Here is a 17,593-nt window from a genome sequence, read left to right on the forward strand (position 1 = left end):
GAAGGACCGGGGGTGAGCCGGGTGCGTCCCTTCCGGCGGGCCGGCGGCGGTTGCGAGGGATGCCGGGCGCGCCGACGTACATCACTACCCGGCCTCGGTCGCCGCAGTCCCGGGCGAGCGGGGGCGGCCCGGGCACCGGCGAGGGCGCCGGGCCGGGGCGGGCCCGCTGGAGGCGGCCCGTCGGCCGCCCGCACCGCCGGCGCGTGCGTGTCCGTTGACCCTCCGCGTCACCCGGGCCTAGCGTAGGAAGCGGTTGCCGTCGTGCGTCAACGAACCGGAAGGTCCCGTCCTTGACCGAGCGTCCGCAGGCGCTGTTCGCCATGACGGCCCGGAACGTGCCGCACCTCTTCCCGCCGGACCTCCTCGCCCGTCTGCGCGCGTGCGTGGAGATCGATCCCGCCCTGGTGGCGCACGACCTCACCGAGCCGCGCGTACGCCGGACCCTGGCCCGCACCGAGGTGCTGATCACCGGCTGGGGCTGCCCCCGGCTGGACCCGGCGGCCCTGGACGCGGCACCCCGGCTGCGGGCCGTGCTGCACGCGGCCGGTTCGGTCAAGGGGTTCACCGGCCCCGAGGTGTGGCGGCACGGGATCGCCGTCTCCTCGGCCGCCGCCGCCAACGCCCTGCCCGTCGCCGAGTACACGCTCGCCATGATCCTGCTCGCCGGCAAGGACGTCCTCGCCCACCGCGACCTGCTGCGCACCCGGCGCGCGTTCCCCTACGGCGACATCCTCCCCGGCATCGGCAACCACGGCCGCCGGGTGGGCGTCGTCGGCGCCTCCCGCATCGGCCGCCGGCTGATCGAGCTGCTCCGCCCGCACGATCTCGCCGTCTTCCTCGCCGACCCCTACGTCGACCCGCCGGAAGCCGCGCGGCTCGGCGTACCGCTGCTGCCGCTCGACGAGCTGCTGCGCACCTGCGACATCGTCACCCTGCACGCCCCGCAGACCCCCGAGACCCGGCATCTGATCGGGGCCCGCGAACTCGCCCTGATGTCCACCGGGTCGGTGCTCGTCAACACCGCGCGCGGCGCCCTCGTCGACCACGACGCCCTGATCGAGGAACTGCGCACCGGACGCCTCGGCGCAGTCCTGGACGTCACCGACCCCGAACCGCTGCCCGCCGACTCCCCGTTGTTCGACCTGCCCAACGCGTTCGTCACCCCGCACCTGGCCGGTTCCCAGGGCAACGAGGTGGCCCGGCTGGGCCGCGCGGTCGTCGAGGAGGCCGAACGGCTGGCGGCCGGCGAGGACCTTCTCCACGCGGTCGACCAGGAGGGTCTGGAGCGGATGGCGTGACGTAGGACACCCGGGCCGGATCCGGTCGGCATCCTGCACCCTCCGTGTCCACCACTCCGCGCCGGGAGCGCGCCGCGCGCCCTGCGGGACCCGGCACGGCCGGACCGGAGGCGGGGGCATACGGTGAGAGACGAACGCCTGACCCGGGAGGAGACATACGGATGGGCAGTCGCACCGCGCTGGTCGAGGATCTGATGGAGCGGTTCCCTCATGTGCCACGTGAGGCCGTCTTCAAGGAGGACCTGCTCCGTGGCGGCGTCGCCTTCGACCCGTCCGCCCTCAGCGACAACGAGAGCGGCGAGGTCAAGCCGAAGTCGTACTTCATCTTCTCTTTCGACCACGGCACCCTGCCCGAGCTGGGCGAGGCCGCGCTGCGCCGGCCCCCGGAGGAGATCATCCTCACGGGCGGCCCCTACGACCTGCGCCGTACGGTCGTCTCCGTACGGGTGAATCCCGCCTCGCCCTACCGGGTCGCCGCCGACGAGGAGGGACTGCTCGGGCTCTATCTCGACGGCCGCCGCATCGCCGACGTCGGCGTGCCGCCGATGCCCGAGTACTACCGGCACACCCTGTCCAACGGGAAGTCGGTGATGGAGGTCGCCCCCACTATCCAGTGGGGTTATCTGATCTATCTGACCGTCTTCCGGGTCTGCCAGTACTTCGGCGCCAAGGAGGAGTGCCAGTACTGCGACATCAACCACAACTGGCGCCAGCACAAGGCGGCCGGCCGCCCCTACACCGGGGTGAAGGACGTCGAGGAGGTCCTGGAAGCCCTCGAGATCATCGACCGGTACGACACCCAGAAGGCGTCCACCGCCTACACCCTCACCGGCGGCGCGATCACCAAGACGGTCGCGGGCCGGGACGAGGCGGATTTCTACGGCCACTACGCCAAGGCCATCGAGGAGCGCTTCCCCGGCCGCTGGATCGGCAAGGTCGTCGCCCAGGCACTGCCCAAGGCGGACGTGCAGCGGTTCAAGGACTACGGCGTGCAGATCTACCACCCCAACTTCGAGGTGTGGGACCGGCGGCTGTTCGAGCTGTACTGCCCGGGCAAGGAGCGATACGTCGGCCGTGACGAGTGGCACAAGCGGATCCTGGACTCCACCGAGGTGTTCGGCGCGCGCAACGTGATCCCGAACTTCGTCGCGGGCGTGGAGATGGCCGAGCCGTTCGGCTTCACCACCGTGGACGAGGCCATCGCCTCCACCACCGAGGGCCTGCGGTTCTTCATGTCGCACGGCATCACGCCCCGCTTCACCACCTGGTGCCCGGAACCCACCACCCCGCTGGGCAAGGCCAACCCGCAGGGAGCGCCGCTGGAGTACCACATCCGGCTGCTGGAGGCCTATCGGGCCACCATGGACGACTTCGGGCTGTCCTCGCCTCCCGGCTACGGTCCGCCCGGGCCCGGCAACGCCGTCTTCTCCGTCAGCTCCTTTATGGACAGCCTGCCCGCGAACGAGCCGGCGGACGGCCCTGGGGGCAACCCGGCGAACGGCCCGTCGGGCGAGGCGGAGACGGCGCCGGCCGAGGCGTGAGACCGTGCGGGGCGCATCCGCTCACCACTGTCGGTGAGTGGATGTGCACAGGCGGCTTGTCAGTTGTGTCGAGGACGTGAAAGGCTCGGCGCACTGCCGCGAGGTCCTTGTACAACTCCCTTTTTCCCTGTGGTGAGTTGCCCTCGCCCGTGGATGCAGGAGTTTCATGCCCGACCTGCCGACCCCCCAGGACGTCACCGAGGCCGCGCTGTTCTCGGAAGGCTGGGACGCCGTCCTCTCGTACGCGGACCTGTGCACCGCCGGGTCCGTGACGGCCCATCAGCTGGCGACCGAGGCGTTCACGCTCGGTATGCGCGAGGTCCGCGCCGCGGCCAGCACCCACGTGCGCGGCGCCGGCCGCCGCACCGCACGGCTGCCGACGATACCGGCGCTGCTCACCGCCGTGCGCGACACCGCGGCCGCCTGGGAGGCCGGCGGACAGGGACACAAACTCGACCCCGACCTGCGACTGTGGCTCAACTCCGATACCCCGGACCGCTTTTCGGGGCCCCCGCTGCGGCGACCGGTCGCCCTGCGCGGTCTGAGGGACATGCAGGAGGCCGACGCCTCGCTGCTGTGGCTGGCCGAGGTGGAGGCGCTGCCGCTGCCCGCCGTGGCCCGCCGACTGGGCCTGGACCCGGCCGCCGTCGCCGGTGAACTCGACCAGGTCCGCGCCCTGTTCCGGGACCGCTGCCACCGCGCCCATCTCGACACCCCGATGGACGCGGAGTGCCGAAGCTACGCCCGGCTGCTGGACGCGGTCACCCGCTCGGCGGCCGTCGACACCCCCGAGGACCTCTCCCGGCACCTGGCGACCTGCGTACGGTGCGCCGAGGCCGCGGCCTGTCTGCGCCTGCACGGCGGCGGGCTGCCCGCCGCACTGGCCGGCGGGGTCGTCGGCTGGGGCGGCCTCGCCTACCTGGAGCGTCGCCGCCGCGCCGCCGAGGTCCGCCTCGTCGGCGCGGGCCGGCCCGGTGCCGACGCCGGCGCGGACCCCACGCAGGACGCCGGCCGCGGCAGGGCCGTGCGGCGCGGTCTGCTCGCCACGGCCGTGGTGCTCTCCGCGCTCGCCCTCGGCGCGTCGCTGGTGCCGTCCGGCGGTTCCGGCCAGGACATCGCCGCCGCCCGCGACGACCGCCGCCCGGTCGCCGGCCCCGGCGCCTCCCTCGGCACCACCCACCACCCGGTACCGGCCGGCACCTCCGCCCCCGCCCCTCCCGCCTCCGCCGCCCCCACCTCCGGGACCGGCCACCCGACGGCACCCGAGCGGCGCGAGCCGGACCCCGAACCCCAGGGCACCTCCTCGGCCACCCACCGCCCCGCCCGCACCGGCGCGCCCGCCCCCACCGAGGCGACCACCTGCCACGTCACCTACCAACTGGTCAACCAGTGGAACGAGGGCTTCCAGGCCACGGTCACCCTCACCACCGACCACGCCCTCGCCGGCTGGCAGGTCGCCTGGAGCTTCCCCGACGGCCAGCGGGTCGGCCAGATGTGGGACGCCACCGCCGGTGGGAGCGGTGCCCATGTCACCGCCACCGCCGCCGACTACGACAAGTCCGTCGCCGCCCACGCCTCCGTGTCCTTCGGATTCGTCGGCACCTGGCGGGAGCGCAACCGGGCACCGCACGGCTTCACGCTCAACGGCGCCCCCTGCGCCACACGGTGAGCCGGCGGCACGGCAACCGACCGGCAACGGGCGGCGCACCCAAGGCCGTTCGTGAGCCGCGGCTTCCCGGCACGTGGATGTGGGGGCGCGCCCACCGACACGGCCCGCGACGCCGCCGGAAAAGCGGTGGCGCTCGAATGCGGGCGCCTCTAGGGTGAGGCCCAGTGCACGCGGTGGCTGTCCGCCGCCGTTGTCGACCGAGTGAGGAACGGGAGGTGTGACCGATGGCTGTCTCTGTGATGGGCGCTGCCCGCGACCAGAAGATCGTCCACTCCACCTCCGTGGCCACCGGCTGACCTTTCTCACCGCACACGCGTGCGCAGAGCCGGGGCCGCCCTGTGAAGGGTTCCCCTTGAATCTCTCTTCCCTTTCGGCTTCTTCCGCTTCGTCGCACCCCCTGGCCCCGTACGGCTGGGACCAGGGCTGGGAAGCCGAGTTCGCCTCCCACGCCGAGCAGGGCCTGCTGCCCGGCCGTGTCGTACGGGTCGACCGCGGCCAGTGCGACGTCGTCACCCCGGCCGGCGTCGTCCGTGCCGACACCGAGTTCGTCGTCCCCCGCGACCCGATGAAGGTCGTGTGCACGGGCGACTGGGTAGCCGTCGACCCCGAAGGCGGCGACCCGCGGTACGTGCGGACGCTGCTGCCCCGCCGCACCGCGTTCGTGCGCTCCACCTCCTCCAAGCGGTCCGAGGGTCAGATCCTCGCGGCCAACGTCGACCACGCCGTCGTCGCTGTGTCCCTCGCCATGGAACTCGACCTCGGCCGCGTCGAACGCTTCCTCGCCCTCGCCTGGGAGTCCGGCGCCCAGCCCGTCGTCGTCCTCACCAAGGACGACCTCGTGCCGGACCCGGTCACCCGCGGCCACCTCGTCGAGGACGTGCAGACGAGCGCGCCCGGCGTGCCCGTGCTCACCGTCAGCGCCCTGCACGGCGAGGGCCTCGACACGCTGGTCGCGCTCGTCGGCTCGGGTACGACCGTGCTGCTCGGCCAGTCCGGCGCGGGCAAGTCCACCCTGGCCAACGCCCTCGTCGGCGCGGACGTCATGGAGGTGCAGGCCGCGCGGGACGTCGACGGCAAGGGCCGGCACACCACGACCACCCGCAACCTGCTGGCCATGCCCTCCGGTGGTGTGCTCATCGACACTCCCGGGCTGCGCGGGGTCGGCCTCTTCGACGCCGGAAGCGGCGTCGGGGCGGTCTTCGCCGAGATCGAGGAACTGGCCGCCCGCTGCCGCTTCAAGGACTGCTCCCACGAGGCGGAGCCGGGCTGCGCGGTGCGCTCCGCCGTCACCGACGGCGAGCTGCCGGCACGACGACTGGAGAGCTACCGCAAGCTCATGCGGGAGAACCAGTGGATCGTGGCCAAGACGGACGCGCGCCTGCGTGCCGAGATCAAGAAGGACTGGAAGCGCAGGGGGGCGGAGGGAAGGGCGGCGCTGCAGGCAAAGCGCGGCGGCCACCACCGCTGACACCGGGCCCACCCCGACCCGGTCGGCCACCGAACGGTCGCCCACCGGGCCGGGTCCCCGCCGGACCGGGTCCCCACCTGGACCGGGCCCGCGCTGGGCCCCCTGTTGGGCCTCGCCCCAAGGGTTTGCCCCCAGGGGGCGGCCCGACCCCGCCGGGCCGGGCCCCTGCTGGGCCGGGTCCCCACCGGGTCGGGTCCCCAACTGGATCGGGCCCCCGCCGGGTGGGGCTCCTGCCGGGCGGGGTTCTCTGTTGGGTCTCGTCCCAAGGGCTTGCCCTCAGGGGCCCGAACCCGCTGGTCCAAGCTCCCGCCGGGCCGGGCCCCCAGCGGCGGCCCGCCCCCGCCGGGCCGGGTTCCCGTCCGTCCGGGCTTCCTGCTGGGCCTCGCCCCAAGGGCTTGCCCCGAGCGGCGGCCCGCCCCCGCCGGGCCGGGCCCATGCTGGGCCTCGCCCTAAGGGCTTGCCCCGCAAGGGCGACCCTTGGAGGGCAAGCCCTTAGGGCGCCCCCTGCCGCCCCTGCCGCCCCTGCCGTGGCTGCCGTGGCTGGCGGCCCGCGCCCGGCCCCTTGACCGGGCCGGGTCGCCTGGACCGGGCTTTCTGGGCCGCCCCCCGGTCCGAGCCCCCTCTGCCGGCCCCCCCCGCGCCGGGCACCTTCGGCCGGCCTCTCGGGCAAAGGCGCCCGGACCGCCCATGGGGCCGGCCCCGGGAAGGCCTCCCAGGTCCAACCCCGGGGCTTCTGCCCCGACAAGCCACGGGTGTTCCTCGACGCCGCCAGGTTGCGGCGGCGCGCTGGCCTGGCCAGCTCCTGTCCCAGGGCAGGAGCCGGCCAGGTCTCCACCGCTTCCTGCCGGCCGCCGCCCCGGTCACGAGCGCCGCCCACTACGGCGGCAGGCCGGATGGCCCCGGCCCCGCGGGGTCGCCCCGGTCGCGAGCGCCGTCCACCCCAACGCCGGGATGGCGGGCCCGGCCCTGCGGAGCAGTCGGCTGGTGTGGGGGCGGAGGCTCGGGCGTAGTCGTCGCTCAAAGGGCCGGGAGGGGCGCGCGCCGGGGCCGGCAGCTTGGTGTCCGATTTCCGCTAGCCCCTCGCCCTCACCGCGTCCCACACTGGGACATGTGATGGACGAGGACAGCAGGTACGAAGCCGTGCGCAGCCGGGACGGAAGATTCGACGGGGCGTTCTTCTTCGCCGTCGAGACCACCGGCATCTACTGCCGGCCCAGCTGCCCGGCGGTGACGCCCAAGCGGTGCAACGTGCGGTTCTTCCCGACCGCCGCCGCCGCGCAGGGCTCCGGCTTCCGGGCCTGCCGCCGGTGCCGCCCGGACGCGGTGCCGGGCTCGGCGGACTGGAACGTCCGCGCGGACGTCGTCGGCCGTGCCATGCGCCTGATCGCCGACGGTGTCGTGGACCGCGAAGGCGTCGCCGGACTCGCCGCCCGGCTCGGTTACAGCGCCCGCCAGGTACAGCGGCAGCTCACCGCGGAGCTGGGCGCCGGACCCGTCGCGCTCGCCCGGGCCCAGCGGGCGCACAGCGCCCGGGTGCTGTTGCAGACCACCGACCTCCCGGTCACCGAGATCGCGTTCGCGTCCGGCTTCGCCAGCGTGCGTCAGTTCAACGACACCGTCCGGGAGGTGTACGACACGACACCGACCGAGCTGCGCGCCGCCGCCCCGCGAGGTCGTGAGGCACGCCGGGCCACTCCGGGCGCCGGCATCCCGCTGCGGCTGGCCTACCGCGGCCCCTACCAGGCGGCCGCCGTCTTCGACCAGCTGGCCCGGGAGGCGGTGCCGGGCGTCGAGGAGGTGACCGGCGCCCGGGGCGCCCGTACCTACCGGCGCACCCTGCGCCTGCCGTACGGCACCGCACTGGTCGCCGTCGCGGAACGCACGAGGGCACCTCGAACGGGCGGCGGCACCCGGCCGGGCGGCTGGCTGGACGCACGGCTGCACCCCACCGACCCCAGGGACCTCACCACCGCGGTGCAGCGGCTGCGCCGCCTGTTCGACCTGGACGCCGACCCCTACGCCGTCGACGAGCGGCTCGGCACCGACCCGCGGCTCGCCCCGCTGGTCGCCGCCCGGCCCGGCCTGCGCTCACCCGGCGCAGTGGTCCCGCTGGAACCCGCCGTCCGGGCCCTGGTCGGCACCGCTGGCGCCGGGATCCTCGTGCGCCGGTACGGCAAAGCGCTCGACGCGCCCAGCGGCAACCTCACCCACCTCTTCCCGGGACCGGCCGTCCTCGCCGAGGCCGAACCCGACGGCCCGCTGGGCGCGCTTTCCGCCGCCCTGGCCGACGGCACCGTACGGCTGGACCCGGGAGCCGACCGCGCCGACGCCGAGACCGCGCTGCGCGCCCTGCCCGGCATGGACCCGGCCACCGTGGCGACCCTCAGGGTCCGCGCCCTCGGCGATCCGGACGTGGCCCCACCGGACACGGAGGTGCCCGACGCGTGGCGGCCGTGGCGGTCGTACGGGGTCCGGCATCTGCGCGTGGCGGAGGCGAGCCGATGACCACCGTGTACGTCACCCGGCTCGCCGCACCCGTCGGACCGCTGCTGCTCACCGCCGACGCGGACGGGACGCTGACCTCGGTGTCCGTGCCCGGCCAGAAGGGCGGCCGGATCGCCCAGCCCGACTGGCGGCGCGACCCGGGCCCCTTCCGCGCCGCCGTCGAACAGCTCACCGCGTACTTCGCCGGCGAACTCGACGCCTTCCGACTCGCGTCGCGAGCCGAGGGCACCGAGTTCCGGCAGCGTGTGTGGGCGGCGCTGGACGAGGTGCCGTACGGCGCCACCGTCACCTACGGGGAGATCGCCGCGCGGATCGGCGCACCCCGCGCGGCCGTTCGCGCCGTCGGTGGCGCGATCGGCGCCAACCCCCTGCTGATCGTGCGCCCTTGCCATCGGGTCATCGGCGCCGACGGGTCGATGACCGGCTACGCGGGCGGACTCGAACGCAAGGTCTGGCTGCTCACCCTGGAGGGCGCGGTCGCCGCCCGCTGAGTCCCGCCGTGGATCGCCGTCCACCGCACTGACGTCACGATTCCTCGTCGAGCCCCCAGCCGTGCAGCCGGCGCGGATGGACGCGGATCGCCTCCTCGCCCAGATGATTCCCCAACTCGCGGAAAAGCAGGGGGAGTTCGAACTCGCCGGACTCGCTCATGACGGCAGCCAAACACGTCCGTCCGCCCCGCACATCGGCCCTCCGCCCCGCCCGTGGGCCCCTTACCGATTGCGCCGAGTGGGTGGACCGGCGCTGACGCTCCCCGGGTGCGGCCCGCGCGTATGGCACGGTCGCCTCCGACGAGCCACGGGGAAGGGCGGACGGACACATGGCCAAGCTCGGACGGGTCCTCGTGGCCCTGCTGCTGGCGATGCCAGCGGGCACGGCGGCGGCAGCCGGCACCGAACCGGCGCGGTCGCCCTGGACGGGCAGCTGGGAGACCGCGCCGTCCGGCAGCACGTCCGCGCTGACCGGCGCGGCCATCCGCAACGTCGTCCACCTGAGCGTCGGCGGCAGCGCCGTACGCGTCCGGCTCGGCAACCGGCTCGGCACCGCCCCCCTGCACCTGGGCGCGGTCACCGTCGCGCTGCGCCGGGGTTCCGGTCCGGACGCCGCACCCGGCACCCTGCGCACCGCCACCTTCCACGGCGCCCGCACCACCACCGTCGCCCCGGGCCAGGACGCCGTCTCCGACCCGGTGCCGCTGTCCGTCCCGGCCGCCGCCGATCTCCTCGTCACGGTGTACACACCCGGTGACAACGGACCCGCCACCTACCACGGCACCGCCCTGCAGACCAGCTACGTCGCCCCGGCCGGCGCCGGCCGGGCGGCCGACGAGGGCGGCGCCGCGTACACGAGGGCGATCAGCCGCTGGTACTACGTCACGGGCGTCGACGTCCGGGGGCCCGCCCAGGGCAGCGTGGTCGCCTTCGGCGACTCGCTCACCGACGGCACGGGCTCCACGCCCAACGCCAACCACCGCTGGCCCGACCGGCTCGCCGAACGTCTGCGCGCGGACCGGCTCGGCGTGCTGAACGCCGGGATCGCCGGCAACCGGCTGCTGCGCGACGGCACCGGACCCGGCGCCCTCGCGCGCCTGGACGCCGACGCGCTGGACCGGGCCGGAGTCCGCGCCCTGGTCGTCTTCGAGGGCATCAACGACATCAAGGGCACCCCGGCGGCCGACGACGCCGACGCGTACGCCGACGCCTACCGCGTCCTCGTCGCCCGCGCCCACGCCCGCGGCATCCGGGTCGTCGGCGTCACCCTCACCCCGTACCGCGGTTACCCCGCCTACACCGACGTCGGCGAGGCCGTGCGCCGGCGGGTGAACGCCTTCATCCGCACCGGCGGCGCCTTCGACGCGGTCGCCGACGCCGACGCCGCCGTACGCGACCCGGCCGCCCCCACCCGCATCCTGCCCGGCTACGACCCCGGCGACCATCTGCACTTCAACGACGCGGGCATGAAGGTCGTCGCGGACGCCGTGCGCCGGGCCCTGGGGCGGCGACCCTGATGACCCCTCACCACACCTGACCCGCCCGGGCGCCGGAACCGCGGTCGGCGCCGGCTCAGCGGGATGCGTGACGGGCCACCCAGCCCCGGTCACAGGCGTGCCAGCCCAGCTGCAACCGGGTCGTCACCCCGGCCAGCTCCATCAGCCGCTTCACCCGGCGCTGCACGGTCCGCAGACCCAGACCGAGCTGCTTGGCCACGCTCGCGTCGGTCAGCCCCGCGAGCAGCAGCGACAGCACCTGCAGATCGGTGGCGTCCGGGCCGTCCGGCCGCTCCTCGGTCACCCCGCACGCACCCAGGCGCAGCGGCAGCGCGTCCCGCCACACCGACTCGAACAACCCGGCCAGCAGCTCCAGCAGCCCGCTGGCGTGCACCACCAGCGCGGCGGGCTCGGCCGTCCGCCCGGTCAGCGGCACCATCGCGAGCGAACGGTCGGCCACCACCAGCTTCGTCGGCACCCGGTCCACCACTCGCACCCGCTCGTCCCGGCCGAGCGCCGCCGTCAGCTCGGTCAGTCCGTGCGGCTGGTCCAGCACCGCCCTCTCGACCACCACCCGGTAACGCACCCCGCGTCCGGCGGCCTGCTCCTCGGCGTCGTTCTCCATGCCGGTGACGGCAACCGGAGCGCCGGTGACCAGCGCGCACACCTCCTCGGTGGCCCCGAGCTGCAACTGCAGGAAGCGCTGGGTGACCGCAGGGGCGCCGGTCACCACCTCCACCAGGTCGTGCACCGCCGGTTCGGCCGCCGACGCCCGGTACTCCTCCGCGAGCAGCGCCGCCGCCAGCTCCGCCCGCTCCAGCTCGTGCCGCTGCTGGGTGAGCAGCGCCCCCAGGGCGACCCCGGGCGGTGCCGCCACCCAGCGGCCCGGGCGTGCCGTGGAGCGGGCCGCGAGTCCCTGCCGCTCCAGCCGGCGCAGCGCCCGCTCGGTGTCCGGCTCGGTGAGCGTCAGGCGCCGGGCCAGATCGGGCACTTCGGCGGCGCCCACGGACACCAGTACCCGGTACGCCGCCTCGTGCGTCTCGTCCAGCCCTATCGCTGCCAGCATCGACCCGCGTTCCTCCCCTGCGCTTGGTCCACCGGGGCGGGAAGCACCCTGGCGGAAACCGGCCACGGCGCAAACCCGCCGCGGAACATCATCGCCGTACGGGTGGTGACTCTGCCAAGGTGACAGGACCTCGGGACGCGAGGCCGTGTTCACGGCTCACCCTCGCGTCCCGAAACCAAGCCACCATCCGGCCATCCCTCCGGCGCCTCGCGGCCCGGTCACCGGATCGTGGCCCGTGCCCGAAGACGTGCGAGCACGCCTAGGGGATTCGGGCCGGGCCACTTCAGACGTCGCCGGGCGGTCCTCCCGTGGGGGGTGGGGCCGTCCGGCGACCAACAAACCACTCCCGTACGCCTGTTCACCCTGTCACCCGACACGCCGTTCGAGAGCCGTCGGGAGCGCCGGATTTTCCCGATGCCCCATTCCCCTACGGCCCGTACGGGGGACAATCGGGGGCATGAGCCAGCAGGGGGGAAGGCCCGCCCGTCATGAGGACGACTGGTGGGGGCAGCTGTACGACGACGGCGTCGCGGACACGGGCCCCACGGCCGCGCCGGATTCCCTGGACGACCGCTTCGCCTCGGCCAGGAGCACGGTGACCGGACGGCCGGGCCGGCCGCCGGGGGACGCCACGAGGCGGCCCGGCGACGACGGCGGCCGGGGCGGTGACGGCGACGGCGACGGTGGTGGCGTGGAGAGACCGGACCTCCGGGATCCGGTGGTCCCCCCGCAGCGCACCGCACGAGCCCCGCTCCCCCCACCACCGGCCGACCCACCCCCGCCCCCACCCCCGGCCCCGCCTCTGCCGCCGGCAGCGGAACCGCTCCCGCCGCTCCCTCCCCGGCCGCCCACCACGCCGTCGGTTGCCGCGGAACAGCCACCCCCGCCGCCGACACCCCCCACCCCGCCACCCGTCGCCGTCGAGCAGCCGCGCCCACCGGAAGAGCCGGACGAGGGCGACGGGCGCGTCACGCCGGTGGCGCCCGTGGCCACCGACTACGTGGGTTCCGGTCCGCCCACCTACGACCCCGAGCCCACCGCGCTGCCCGCCGCCGAGCCGGACGGCCTCGGCGAGCTGGTCGCCGACACCGTGCTGGACGGCGCCCGGTACGGCCCCTGCACGCTACGGGCGGTGTCGATGCGCGGGGACTCCGCCCGGTACCGGGGCGAGCCCCGCCGGGACGCGCTGCTCACCGCACGCTTCGGCAGCGGCGAACAGGCCCTCGTCCTCGTCGCGATGGCGACCGGCGCGCGGGCCGCACCGGACGCGCACCTGGCGGCGGCCGAGGCCTGCCGGTGGATCGGCCGGGCCGTCGGCCGCTCCCACCGACGGCTGACCGAGGACCTCCACGCGGCCCGCCGCGACGACCTCAAGTCCGGCCTGCAACGGCTGACCGACCGCAGCCTCGGCAGGCTCAGGGCGAGCGCGGCCGAGCGGGGCACCGACCCGCAGGAGTACACGGCGAGTCTGCGCTGTCTGCTGCTGCCCGCCGACCCGGGCTGCCGTATCCGGGTGTTCTTCGGCGTCGGCGACGGCGGCCTGTTCCGGCTGCGGGACGGCGAGTGGCAGGACATGGAGCCCGAGGTGTCACCCGCCCGGACCACCGGCGCACCGGTCGTCGGCTTCGGCTCACCGCCTGCGGACACCCCCGAGGGCGACCGGCTCACCCTGGACTTCGGCATCCCGAGCCCGCCGAGCCCCTACGAGCCGGCTCCGCCACCACCCCGCGATCCGTTCCGCTTCCGCGCCTCGGTAGCCCGCCCGGGTGATGCGCTGGTGATGTGCAGCCCGGGCCTGGCCGGCCCCCTGCGCGGGGAGCCCGCCCTCTGCGCCTACCTGGCCCGCCGCTGGTCCGGCCGGGCCGCTCCCGGTCTCGCGGCCTTCCTCGCCGACGCCCAGGTACGGGTGAAGGGCTACGCCGACGACCGTACGGCGGCGGCCGTGTGGGAGGCGTAACCGCCGTGCCTGTGAATTCATGGAACCCGAGACCGCCGGAGGGATTCGCGCAGACCTGAGGGGCAGACGAGACCATGGCCAGACAGAACGTAGCCGAGCAGTTCGTCGACATCCTCGTCCGTGCCGGGGTGCGCCGGATGTACGGCGTCGTGGGCGACAGCCTCAACCCGGTCGTGGACGCCGTCCGCCGCAACGCGGCGATCGACTGGATCCACGTCCGCCACGAGGAGACCGCCGCCTTCGCGGCCGGCGCCGAGGCACAGGTCACCGGCAAGCTCGCGGCCTGCGCCGGCTCCTGCGGCCCCGGCAACCTGCATCTGATCAACGGCCTGTACGACGCCCACCGTTCCATGGCCCCGGTGCTCGCGCTCGCCTCGCATATCCCGTCGAGCGAGATCGGGCTCGGCTACTTCCAGGAGACACACCCGGACCGCCTCTTCCAGGAGTGCAGTCACTACTGCGAGTTGATCTCCAGCCCCCGGCAGATGCCCCGGCTGCTCCAGACGGCCATCCAGCACGCGGTCGGCCGGAGCGGGGTGAGCGTGGTCTCCCTGCCGGGTGATATCGCCGCCGAACCCGCCCCGGAGAAGGCCGCGCAGAGCGCCCTGGTCGCCTCCCGGCCCACCGTCCGCCCCGGCGACGCCGAGATCGACAAGCTGGTGGAGATGATCGACGCGGCCGGCAGGGTCACCCTGTTCTGCGGCAGCGGCACGGCCGGCGCACACGCCGAGGTCATGGCGTTCGCGGAGCGGATCAAGTCTCCCGTGGGGCACGCCCTGCGCGGCAAGGAGTGGATCCAGTACGACAACCCGTACGACGTCGGCATGAGCGGGCTGCTCGGCTACGGCGCCGCCTACGAGGCCACCCACGAGTGCGACCTGCTGATCCTGCTCGGCACCGACTTCCCGTACAACGCCTTCCTGCCGGACGACGTGAGGATCGCCCAGGTCGATGTGCGACCCGAGGTGCTGGGGCGCCGCTCCCGGCTCGACCTCGCCGTGTGGGGGGACGTCCGCGAGACCCTGCGCTGTCTGATCCCACGCGTGCGGGAGAAGAGGGACCGGCGGTTCCTCGACAAGATGCTGAAGAAGCACGCCGACGCGCTGGAGGGCGTGGTCAAGGCGTACACACGCAAGGTCGACAAGCACGTACCGATCCATCCGGAGTACGTCGCCGCGGTCCTGGACGAAGTCGCCGACGACGACGCCGTGTTCACGGTCGACACCGGCATGTGCAATGTGTGGGCCGCCCGCTACCTCTCGCCCAACGGACGCCGCCGGGTGATCGGTTCGTTCTCCCACGGCTCGATGGCGAACGCGATGCCGATGGCCATCGGCGCTCAGTTCACCGACCGGAACCGGCAGGTGGTGTCACTGTCCGGTGACGGCGGATTCTCCATGCTGATGGGCGACTTCCTGACTCTCGTCCAGTACGACCTGCCGGTCAAGGTCGTGCTGTTCGACAACTCCTCGCTCGGCATGGTCGAGTTGGAGATGCTGGTCGCCGGTCTACCCTCCTACGGCACGACGAACGTCAACCCCGACTTCGCCGCCGTGGCCCGGGCCTGCGGCGCCTACGGGGTGCGGGTGGAGAAGCCCAAGCAGCTCGCCGGCGCGCTCAAGGACGCCTTCCGGCACAAGGGGCCGGCCCTGGTGGACATCGTCACCGACCCCAACGCCCTGTCCATTCCGCCGAAGATCAGCGCGGAGATGGTCACCGGGTTCGCGCTGTCCGCCTCCAAGATCGTGCTGGACGGCGGAGTCGGGCGCATGCTCCAGATGGCCCGCTCCAACCTCCGTAACGTGCCCCGTCCCTGAACTCAGTCGGCCAGCGGCACCCAGCGGCGCTCGCCGCCCTCGGAGCCGTACCAGTAGTGCGGCAGGCCCTTGATGGCGCTGGTCCGGAAGGGCCGGCCGTGGTCGTCGACGCGGACGGTTCCCGAGCGGCCCTCGGAGGACCAGTCCAGTTCGAGGTACCAGCGGCAGTCGCAGCCGTCGGTGCTCGCCATGACCAGCAGCACCTCCGGGTCCTTCGCGGAGACCCGGTAGGGCAGGGGGACGACGGGCCCGCGGGTGCCCTCGGCCGAGGCGGGGGCCGGGCGGGCGATCGGGCGGTCCTTGTCGAGGTCGACGGTGAAGTGGCGCGGGCTCATGTCGCCGCCGCACCCCTGGGCCATGGAATAGGCGTTGCCCCGCAAGGGTGCCGTACGGCCGACGACGCGCACCCGCAGCGCCTCCAGGACGACGGCGGTGCCGGACCGGCCCTGCACGGAGATCCGTACCTCGGTGTCGTGCCCGTGCACCGCGCCCTGCGTCGCCGCCCAGCCACCGGCGTCCTGCGGCGCGGGCGGCGGCGGCACGTCGGCCGGTTCCTTGGCGATGACGTAGTCGTGGTCGCAGCCCAGCTCCCACACCTGGGAGTCGGCGGTCCAGGTGAGCGGGACGGCGGGCGAGCCGGTGGTGCGGGTGGTGGCGGTGGTGGGGGAAGGGCCGGCCGGGGGAGCGGAGGCTCCGGGGCCGCCCGAGGGCGAGGACGAGGGCGAAGGCGAGGGCGACGAGGACCGGGAGGGTGTGCGGGGGCTCGGATGTCCGGCCGGGGTCCGCGCACCGGCCACGACGGACCGCCGCGCCGCAGGGCCGGGCGGGGACCCCTCAAAGGCCCGGACCGCCCACCCCGCGCCCAGCGCCATCACCAGCACGGCCGCCACCGCGCCGACCACACGCCTCCGCCCCCGGAACCAAGGAGCCCTCGCCGAGGCGGCTGAGACGGGCGGGGGCCGGTGGAGCGGGCCGGTGTCCGGCGGGCCGGGTGTCGGCCGCCCTGCCGGGGGCTCGGGGGCGGTGGCCGCCGGTTCCGTCGCGCGGGGTGGCCGCCCGTCCGTGGTCTGCTCGCCCGACCCGCGGGGCCGTTGCCGGGCCGTCAGGGCGTGCAACCACCGGCGATGGAGGTCCAGCCGTTCCTCCCGCGTGGCACCGCAGAACGCGGCGAGGCGCTCCACGGGGGCGAAGTCCTGCGGTACCGCCTCGCCCGCGCAGTAGCGGTGCAGGGTCGAGGTGTTCATCCCCACCCGCCGGGCCAGCGAGCCGTAGCTGCGCCCCGTACGGGTCTTCAACTCCCGCAAGCGCGCGGCGAACTCCTCGACGCTCCCGTCATGGTCCCGCCGAACCTCCTCGGCCGACACGCCTCCCCCTTCTCGCCTGGTGACCGTCCCACCCGGGACGCGTATCCCAGGCACTCCCTGTATCTGCACGTCAAAAGGGGTGGGATGGTTCCAGGGCCCCGGATCGTTGCGGGCGCCGGCCGGGACTGCCGATGCTCATGGGGCACGACCGACCGCACTCACCGGAAACGGGGAACCACACATGACCAGCGAGACCGGGCACAGCTCCGCCCGTACGCGCCGCCGCGCCGCCCTCACCGCCGTACTCGCCCTCTCCCTCGGACTCGGCGCCGCCGCGCAGGCCACCGCCGGCGGACCGCGGACGATCAGCGGAAAGCCGTCGGACCCGATCACCCGGATCGCCGACTTCTACGGCGCGTACGTCGACGCCCAGAGCGACCCGGACCATGGGGGCCGGCTCGCCAGGGAACTCCGCGCGAACTACATCGACGCGGCCTATCTGAAGGAGCTGAAGGCCTGGGAGGACCACAATCACGCCGACGGTGTGCTGCGCGCCCAGAACGTCCCGGTCGCCTGGGCCGTCACGGACAACGGCACCGCCGAGCACACCGAAGCCCGCATCACGCTGACCTGGGGCGGCGGCAAGACGACGAAGCTCGTCGTCGACATGGCCCGCGGCAGCCACAAAATCTTCCACATCGGAACGAAGGGCGTCGGCGTCAAGTAACCGTCCCAACCCCCCGTCAGGGGAAGCATTTCGGCCAGTTTCACGACGCGTGACGACATGCCGACCGCCCGTGCCGGGCGCGGGCGCGCGGCCGTCACGGGGCGTCAGTGACGCCCAGCGCCGGTCCGGGAGCCCGCGGTACGGGGGGCCGCGGGCCTCCGGACCCGGTGCGGCGTCCCGCCACGGTGGCCGAACCGCCGGTCATCGGGCATACGCCATGACTGCCCGTGAGCTCGTTGGGCAAGCATCCTCCG

13 protein-coding genes are annotated in these 17,593 nt (G+C 74.4%); 10 read left to right on the forward strand and 3 right to left on the reverse strand.

The genetic code is table 11. From position 1 onward, the window contains the following. Nucleotides 1–290 precede the first annotated feature (290 nt). From ACIBA9_RS17540 to ACIBA9_RS17565, 6 genes are all read left to right on the forward strand, one after another. Nucleotides 291–1,298: a hydroxyacid dehydrogenase gene (locus ACIBA9_RS17540; RefSeq protein ID WP_399363851.1), complete on the forward strand. Its 1,008-nt coding sequence runs from the start codon at nt 291–293 to the stop codon at nt 1,296–1,298. Nucleotides 1,299–1,459: 161 nt separating this feature from the next. Beyond that, nucleotides 1,460–2,839, forward strand: a complete 1,380-nt coding sequence (locus ACIBA9_RS17545) for a radical SAM protein (RefSeq protein ID WP_399363853.1) — start codon at nt 1,460–1,462, stop codon at nt 2,837–2,839. A 166-nt stretch (nt 2,840–3,005) separates the two neighbouring features. Next, a complete protein-coding gene (locus ACIBA9_RS17550; protein WP_399363855.1) occupies nt 3,006–4,508 on the forward strand; it encodes a cellulose binding domain-containing protein in 1,503 nt (500 codons plus the stop codon). Between the two features lie 352 nt (nt 4,509–4,860). Further along, nucleotides 4,861–5,976: a ribosome small subunit-dependent GTPase A gene (gene rsgA, locus ACIBA9_RS17555; RefSeq protein WP_399363857.1), complete on the forward strand. Its 1,116-nt coding sequence runs from the start codon at nt 4,861–4,863 to the stop codon at nt 5,974–5,976. A 1,113-nt stretch (nt 5,977–7,089) separates the two neighbouring features. Beyond that, nucleotides 7,090–8,481: a DNA-3-methyladenine glycosylase 2 family protein gene (locus tag ACIBA9_RS17560; RefSeq protein WP_399363859.1), complete on the forward strand. Its 1,392-nt coding sequence runs from the start codon at nt 7,090–7,092 to the stop codon at nt 8,479–8,481. Next, a complete protein-coding gene (locus ACIBA9_RS17565) occupies nt 8,478–8,972 on the forward strand; it encodes a methylated-DNA--[protein]-cysteine S-methyltransferase (RefSeq protein WP_399363861.1) in 495 nt (164 codons plus the stop codon). The genes ACIBA9_RS17560 and ACIBA9_RS17565 overlap by 4 nt, the downstream gene beginning before the upstream one ends. A 34-nt stretch (nt 8,973–9,006) precedes the next feature. Here ACIBA9_RS17565 and ACIBA9_RS17570 read toward each other — a convergent pair whose 3' ends face one another. After that, nucleotides 9,007–9,132 (reverse strand): hypothetical protein, encoded by a 126-nt coding sequence (locus ACIBA9_RS17570; protein ID WP_399363863.1) that lies wholly within the window; start codon nt 9,130–9,132, stop codon nt 9,007–9,009. Nucleotides 9,133–9,301: 169 nt separating this feature from the next. Here ACIBA9_RS17570 and ACIBA9_RS17575 point away from each other — a divergent pair, with 169 nt between their 5' ends. After that, the gene (locus tag ACIBA9_RS17575) at nt 9,302–10,489 is read left to right on the forward strand and encodes an SGNH/GDSL hydrolase family protein (RefSeq protein ID WP_399363865.1); all 1,188 of its coding nucleotides are present in this window, start codon (nt 9,302–9,304) and stop codon (nt 10,487–10,489) included. Nucleotides 10,490–10,544: 55 nt separating this feature from the next. On the opposite strand, the gene ACIBA9_RS17580 is transcribed toward ACIBA9_RS17575, so the two are convergent. After that, nucleotides 10,545–11,534: a helix-turn-helix domain-containing protein gene (locus ACIBA9_RS17580; protein ID WP_399363867.1), complete on the reverse strand. Its 990-nt coding sequence runs from the start codon at nt 11,532–11,534 to the stop codon at nt 10,545–10,547. Between the two features lie 457 nt (nt 11,535–11,991). Here ACIBA9_RS17580 and ACIBA9_RS17585 point away from each other — a divergent pair, with 457 nt between their 5' ends. Both ACIBA9_RS17585 and ACIBA9_RS17590 read left to right on the forward strand, forming a co-directional pair. Beyond that, the gene (locus ACIBA9_RS17585) at nt 11,992–13,491 is read left to right on the forward strand and encodes a protein phosphatase 2C domain-containing protein (RefSeq protein WP_399363869.1); all 1,500 of its coding nucleotides are present in this window, start codon (nt 11,992–11,994) and stop codon (nt 13,489–13,491) included. A 74-nt stretch (nt 13,492–13,565) separates the two neighbouring features. Continuing rightward, nucleotides 13,566–15,308, forward strand: a complete 1,743-nt coding sequence (locus ACIBA9_RS17590; protein WP_399363871.1) for a pyruvate dehydrogenase — start codon at nt 13,566–13,568, stop codon at nt 15,306–15,308. 2 nt (nt 15,309–15,310) lie between these two features. Here the strand turns inward: ACIBA9_RS17590 and ACIBA9_RS17595 are convergent, their stop codons facing one another. After that, nucleotides 15,311–16,672, reverse strand: a complete 1,362-nt coding sequence (locus ACIBA9_RS17595; RefSeq protein ID WP_399363873.1) for a helix-turn-helix domain-containing protein — start codon at nt 16,670–16,672, stop codon at nt 15,311–15,313. A gap of 181 nt (nt 16,673–16,853) precedes the next feature. Here ACIBA9_RS17595 and ACIBA9_RS17600 point away from each other — a divergent pair, with 181 nt between their 5' ends. Further along, on the forward strand, nt 16,854–17,339 hold the full coding sequence (locus tag ACIBA9_RS17600; protein WP_399363875.1) for a hypothetical protein: 486 nt from the start codon (nt 16,854–16,856) through the stop codon (nt 17,337–17,339). The last annotated feature ends 254 nt before the right edge of the window (nt 17,340–17,593 follow it).

Origin of the sequence: Streptomyces sp. NPDC051452 (assembly GCF_044454765.1) — a bacterium.
In the GTDB taxonomy this organism is placed as follows: domain Bacteria; phylum Actinomycetota; class Actinomycetes; order Streptomycetales; family Streptomycetaceae; genus Streptomyces.

Bases quoted from the DNA above. Each gene is read 5' to 3' on its own strand.
- ACIBA9_RS17545 (WP_399363853.1), top strand. From the start codon at position 1,460: ATGGGCAGTCGCACCGCGCTGGTCGAGGATCTGATGGAGCGGTTCCCT.
- ACIBA9_RS17550 (WP_399363855.1), top strand. From the start codon at position 3,006: ATGCCCGACCTGCCGACCCCCCAGGACGTCACCGAGGCCGCGCTGTTC.
- ACIBA9_RS17560 (WP_399363859.1), top strand. From the start codon at position 7,090: ATGGACGAGGACAGCAGGTACGAAGCCGTGCGCAGCCGGGACGGAAGA.
- ACIBA9_RS17565 (WP_399363861.1), top strand. From the start codon at position 8,478: ATGACCACCGTGTACGTCACCCGGCTCGCCGCACCCGTCGGACCGCTG.
- ACIBA9_RS17570 (WP_399363863.1), bottom strand. From the start codon at position 9,132: ATGAGCGAGTCCGGCGAGTTCGAACTCCCCCTGCTTTTCCGCGAGTTG.
- ACIBA9_RS17575 (WP_399363865.1), top strand. From the start codon at position 9,302: ATGGCCAAGCTCGGACGGGTCCTCGTGGCCCTGCTGCTGGCGATGCCA.
- ACIBA9_RS17580 (WP_399363867.1), bottom strand. From the start codon at position 11,534: ATGCTGGCAGCGATAGGGCTGGACGAGACGCACGAGGCGGCGTACCGG.
- ACIBA9_RS17585 (WP_399363869.1), top strand. From the start codon at position 11,992: ATGAGCCAGCAGGGGGGAAGGCCCGCCCGTCATGAGGACGACTGGTGG.
- ACIBA9_RS17590 (WP_399363871.1), top strand. From the start codon at position 13,566: ATGGCCAGACAGAACGTAGCCGAGCAGTTCGTCGACATCCTCGTCCGT.
- ACIBA9_RS17600 (WP_399363875.1), top strand. From the start codon at position 16,854: ATGACCAGCGAGACCGGGCACAGCTCCGCCCGTACGCGCCGCCGCGCC.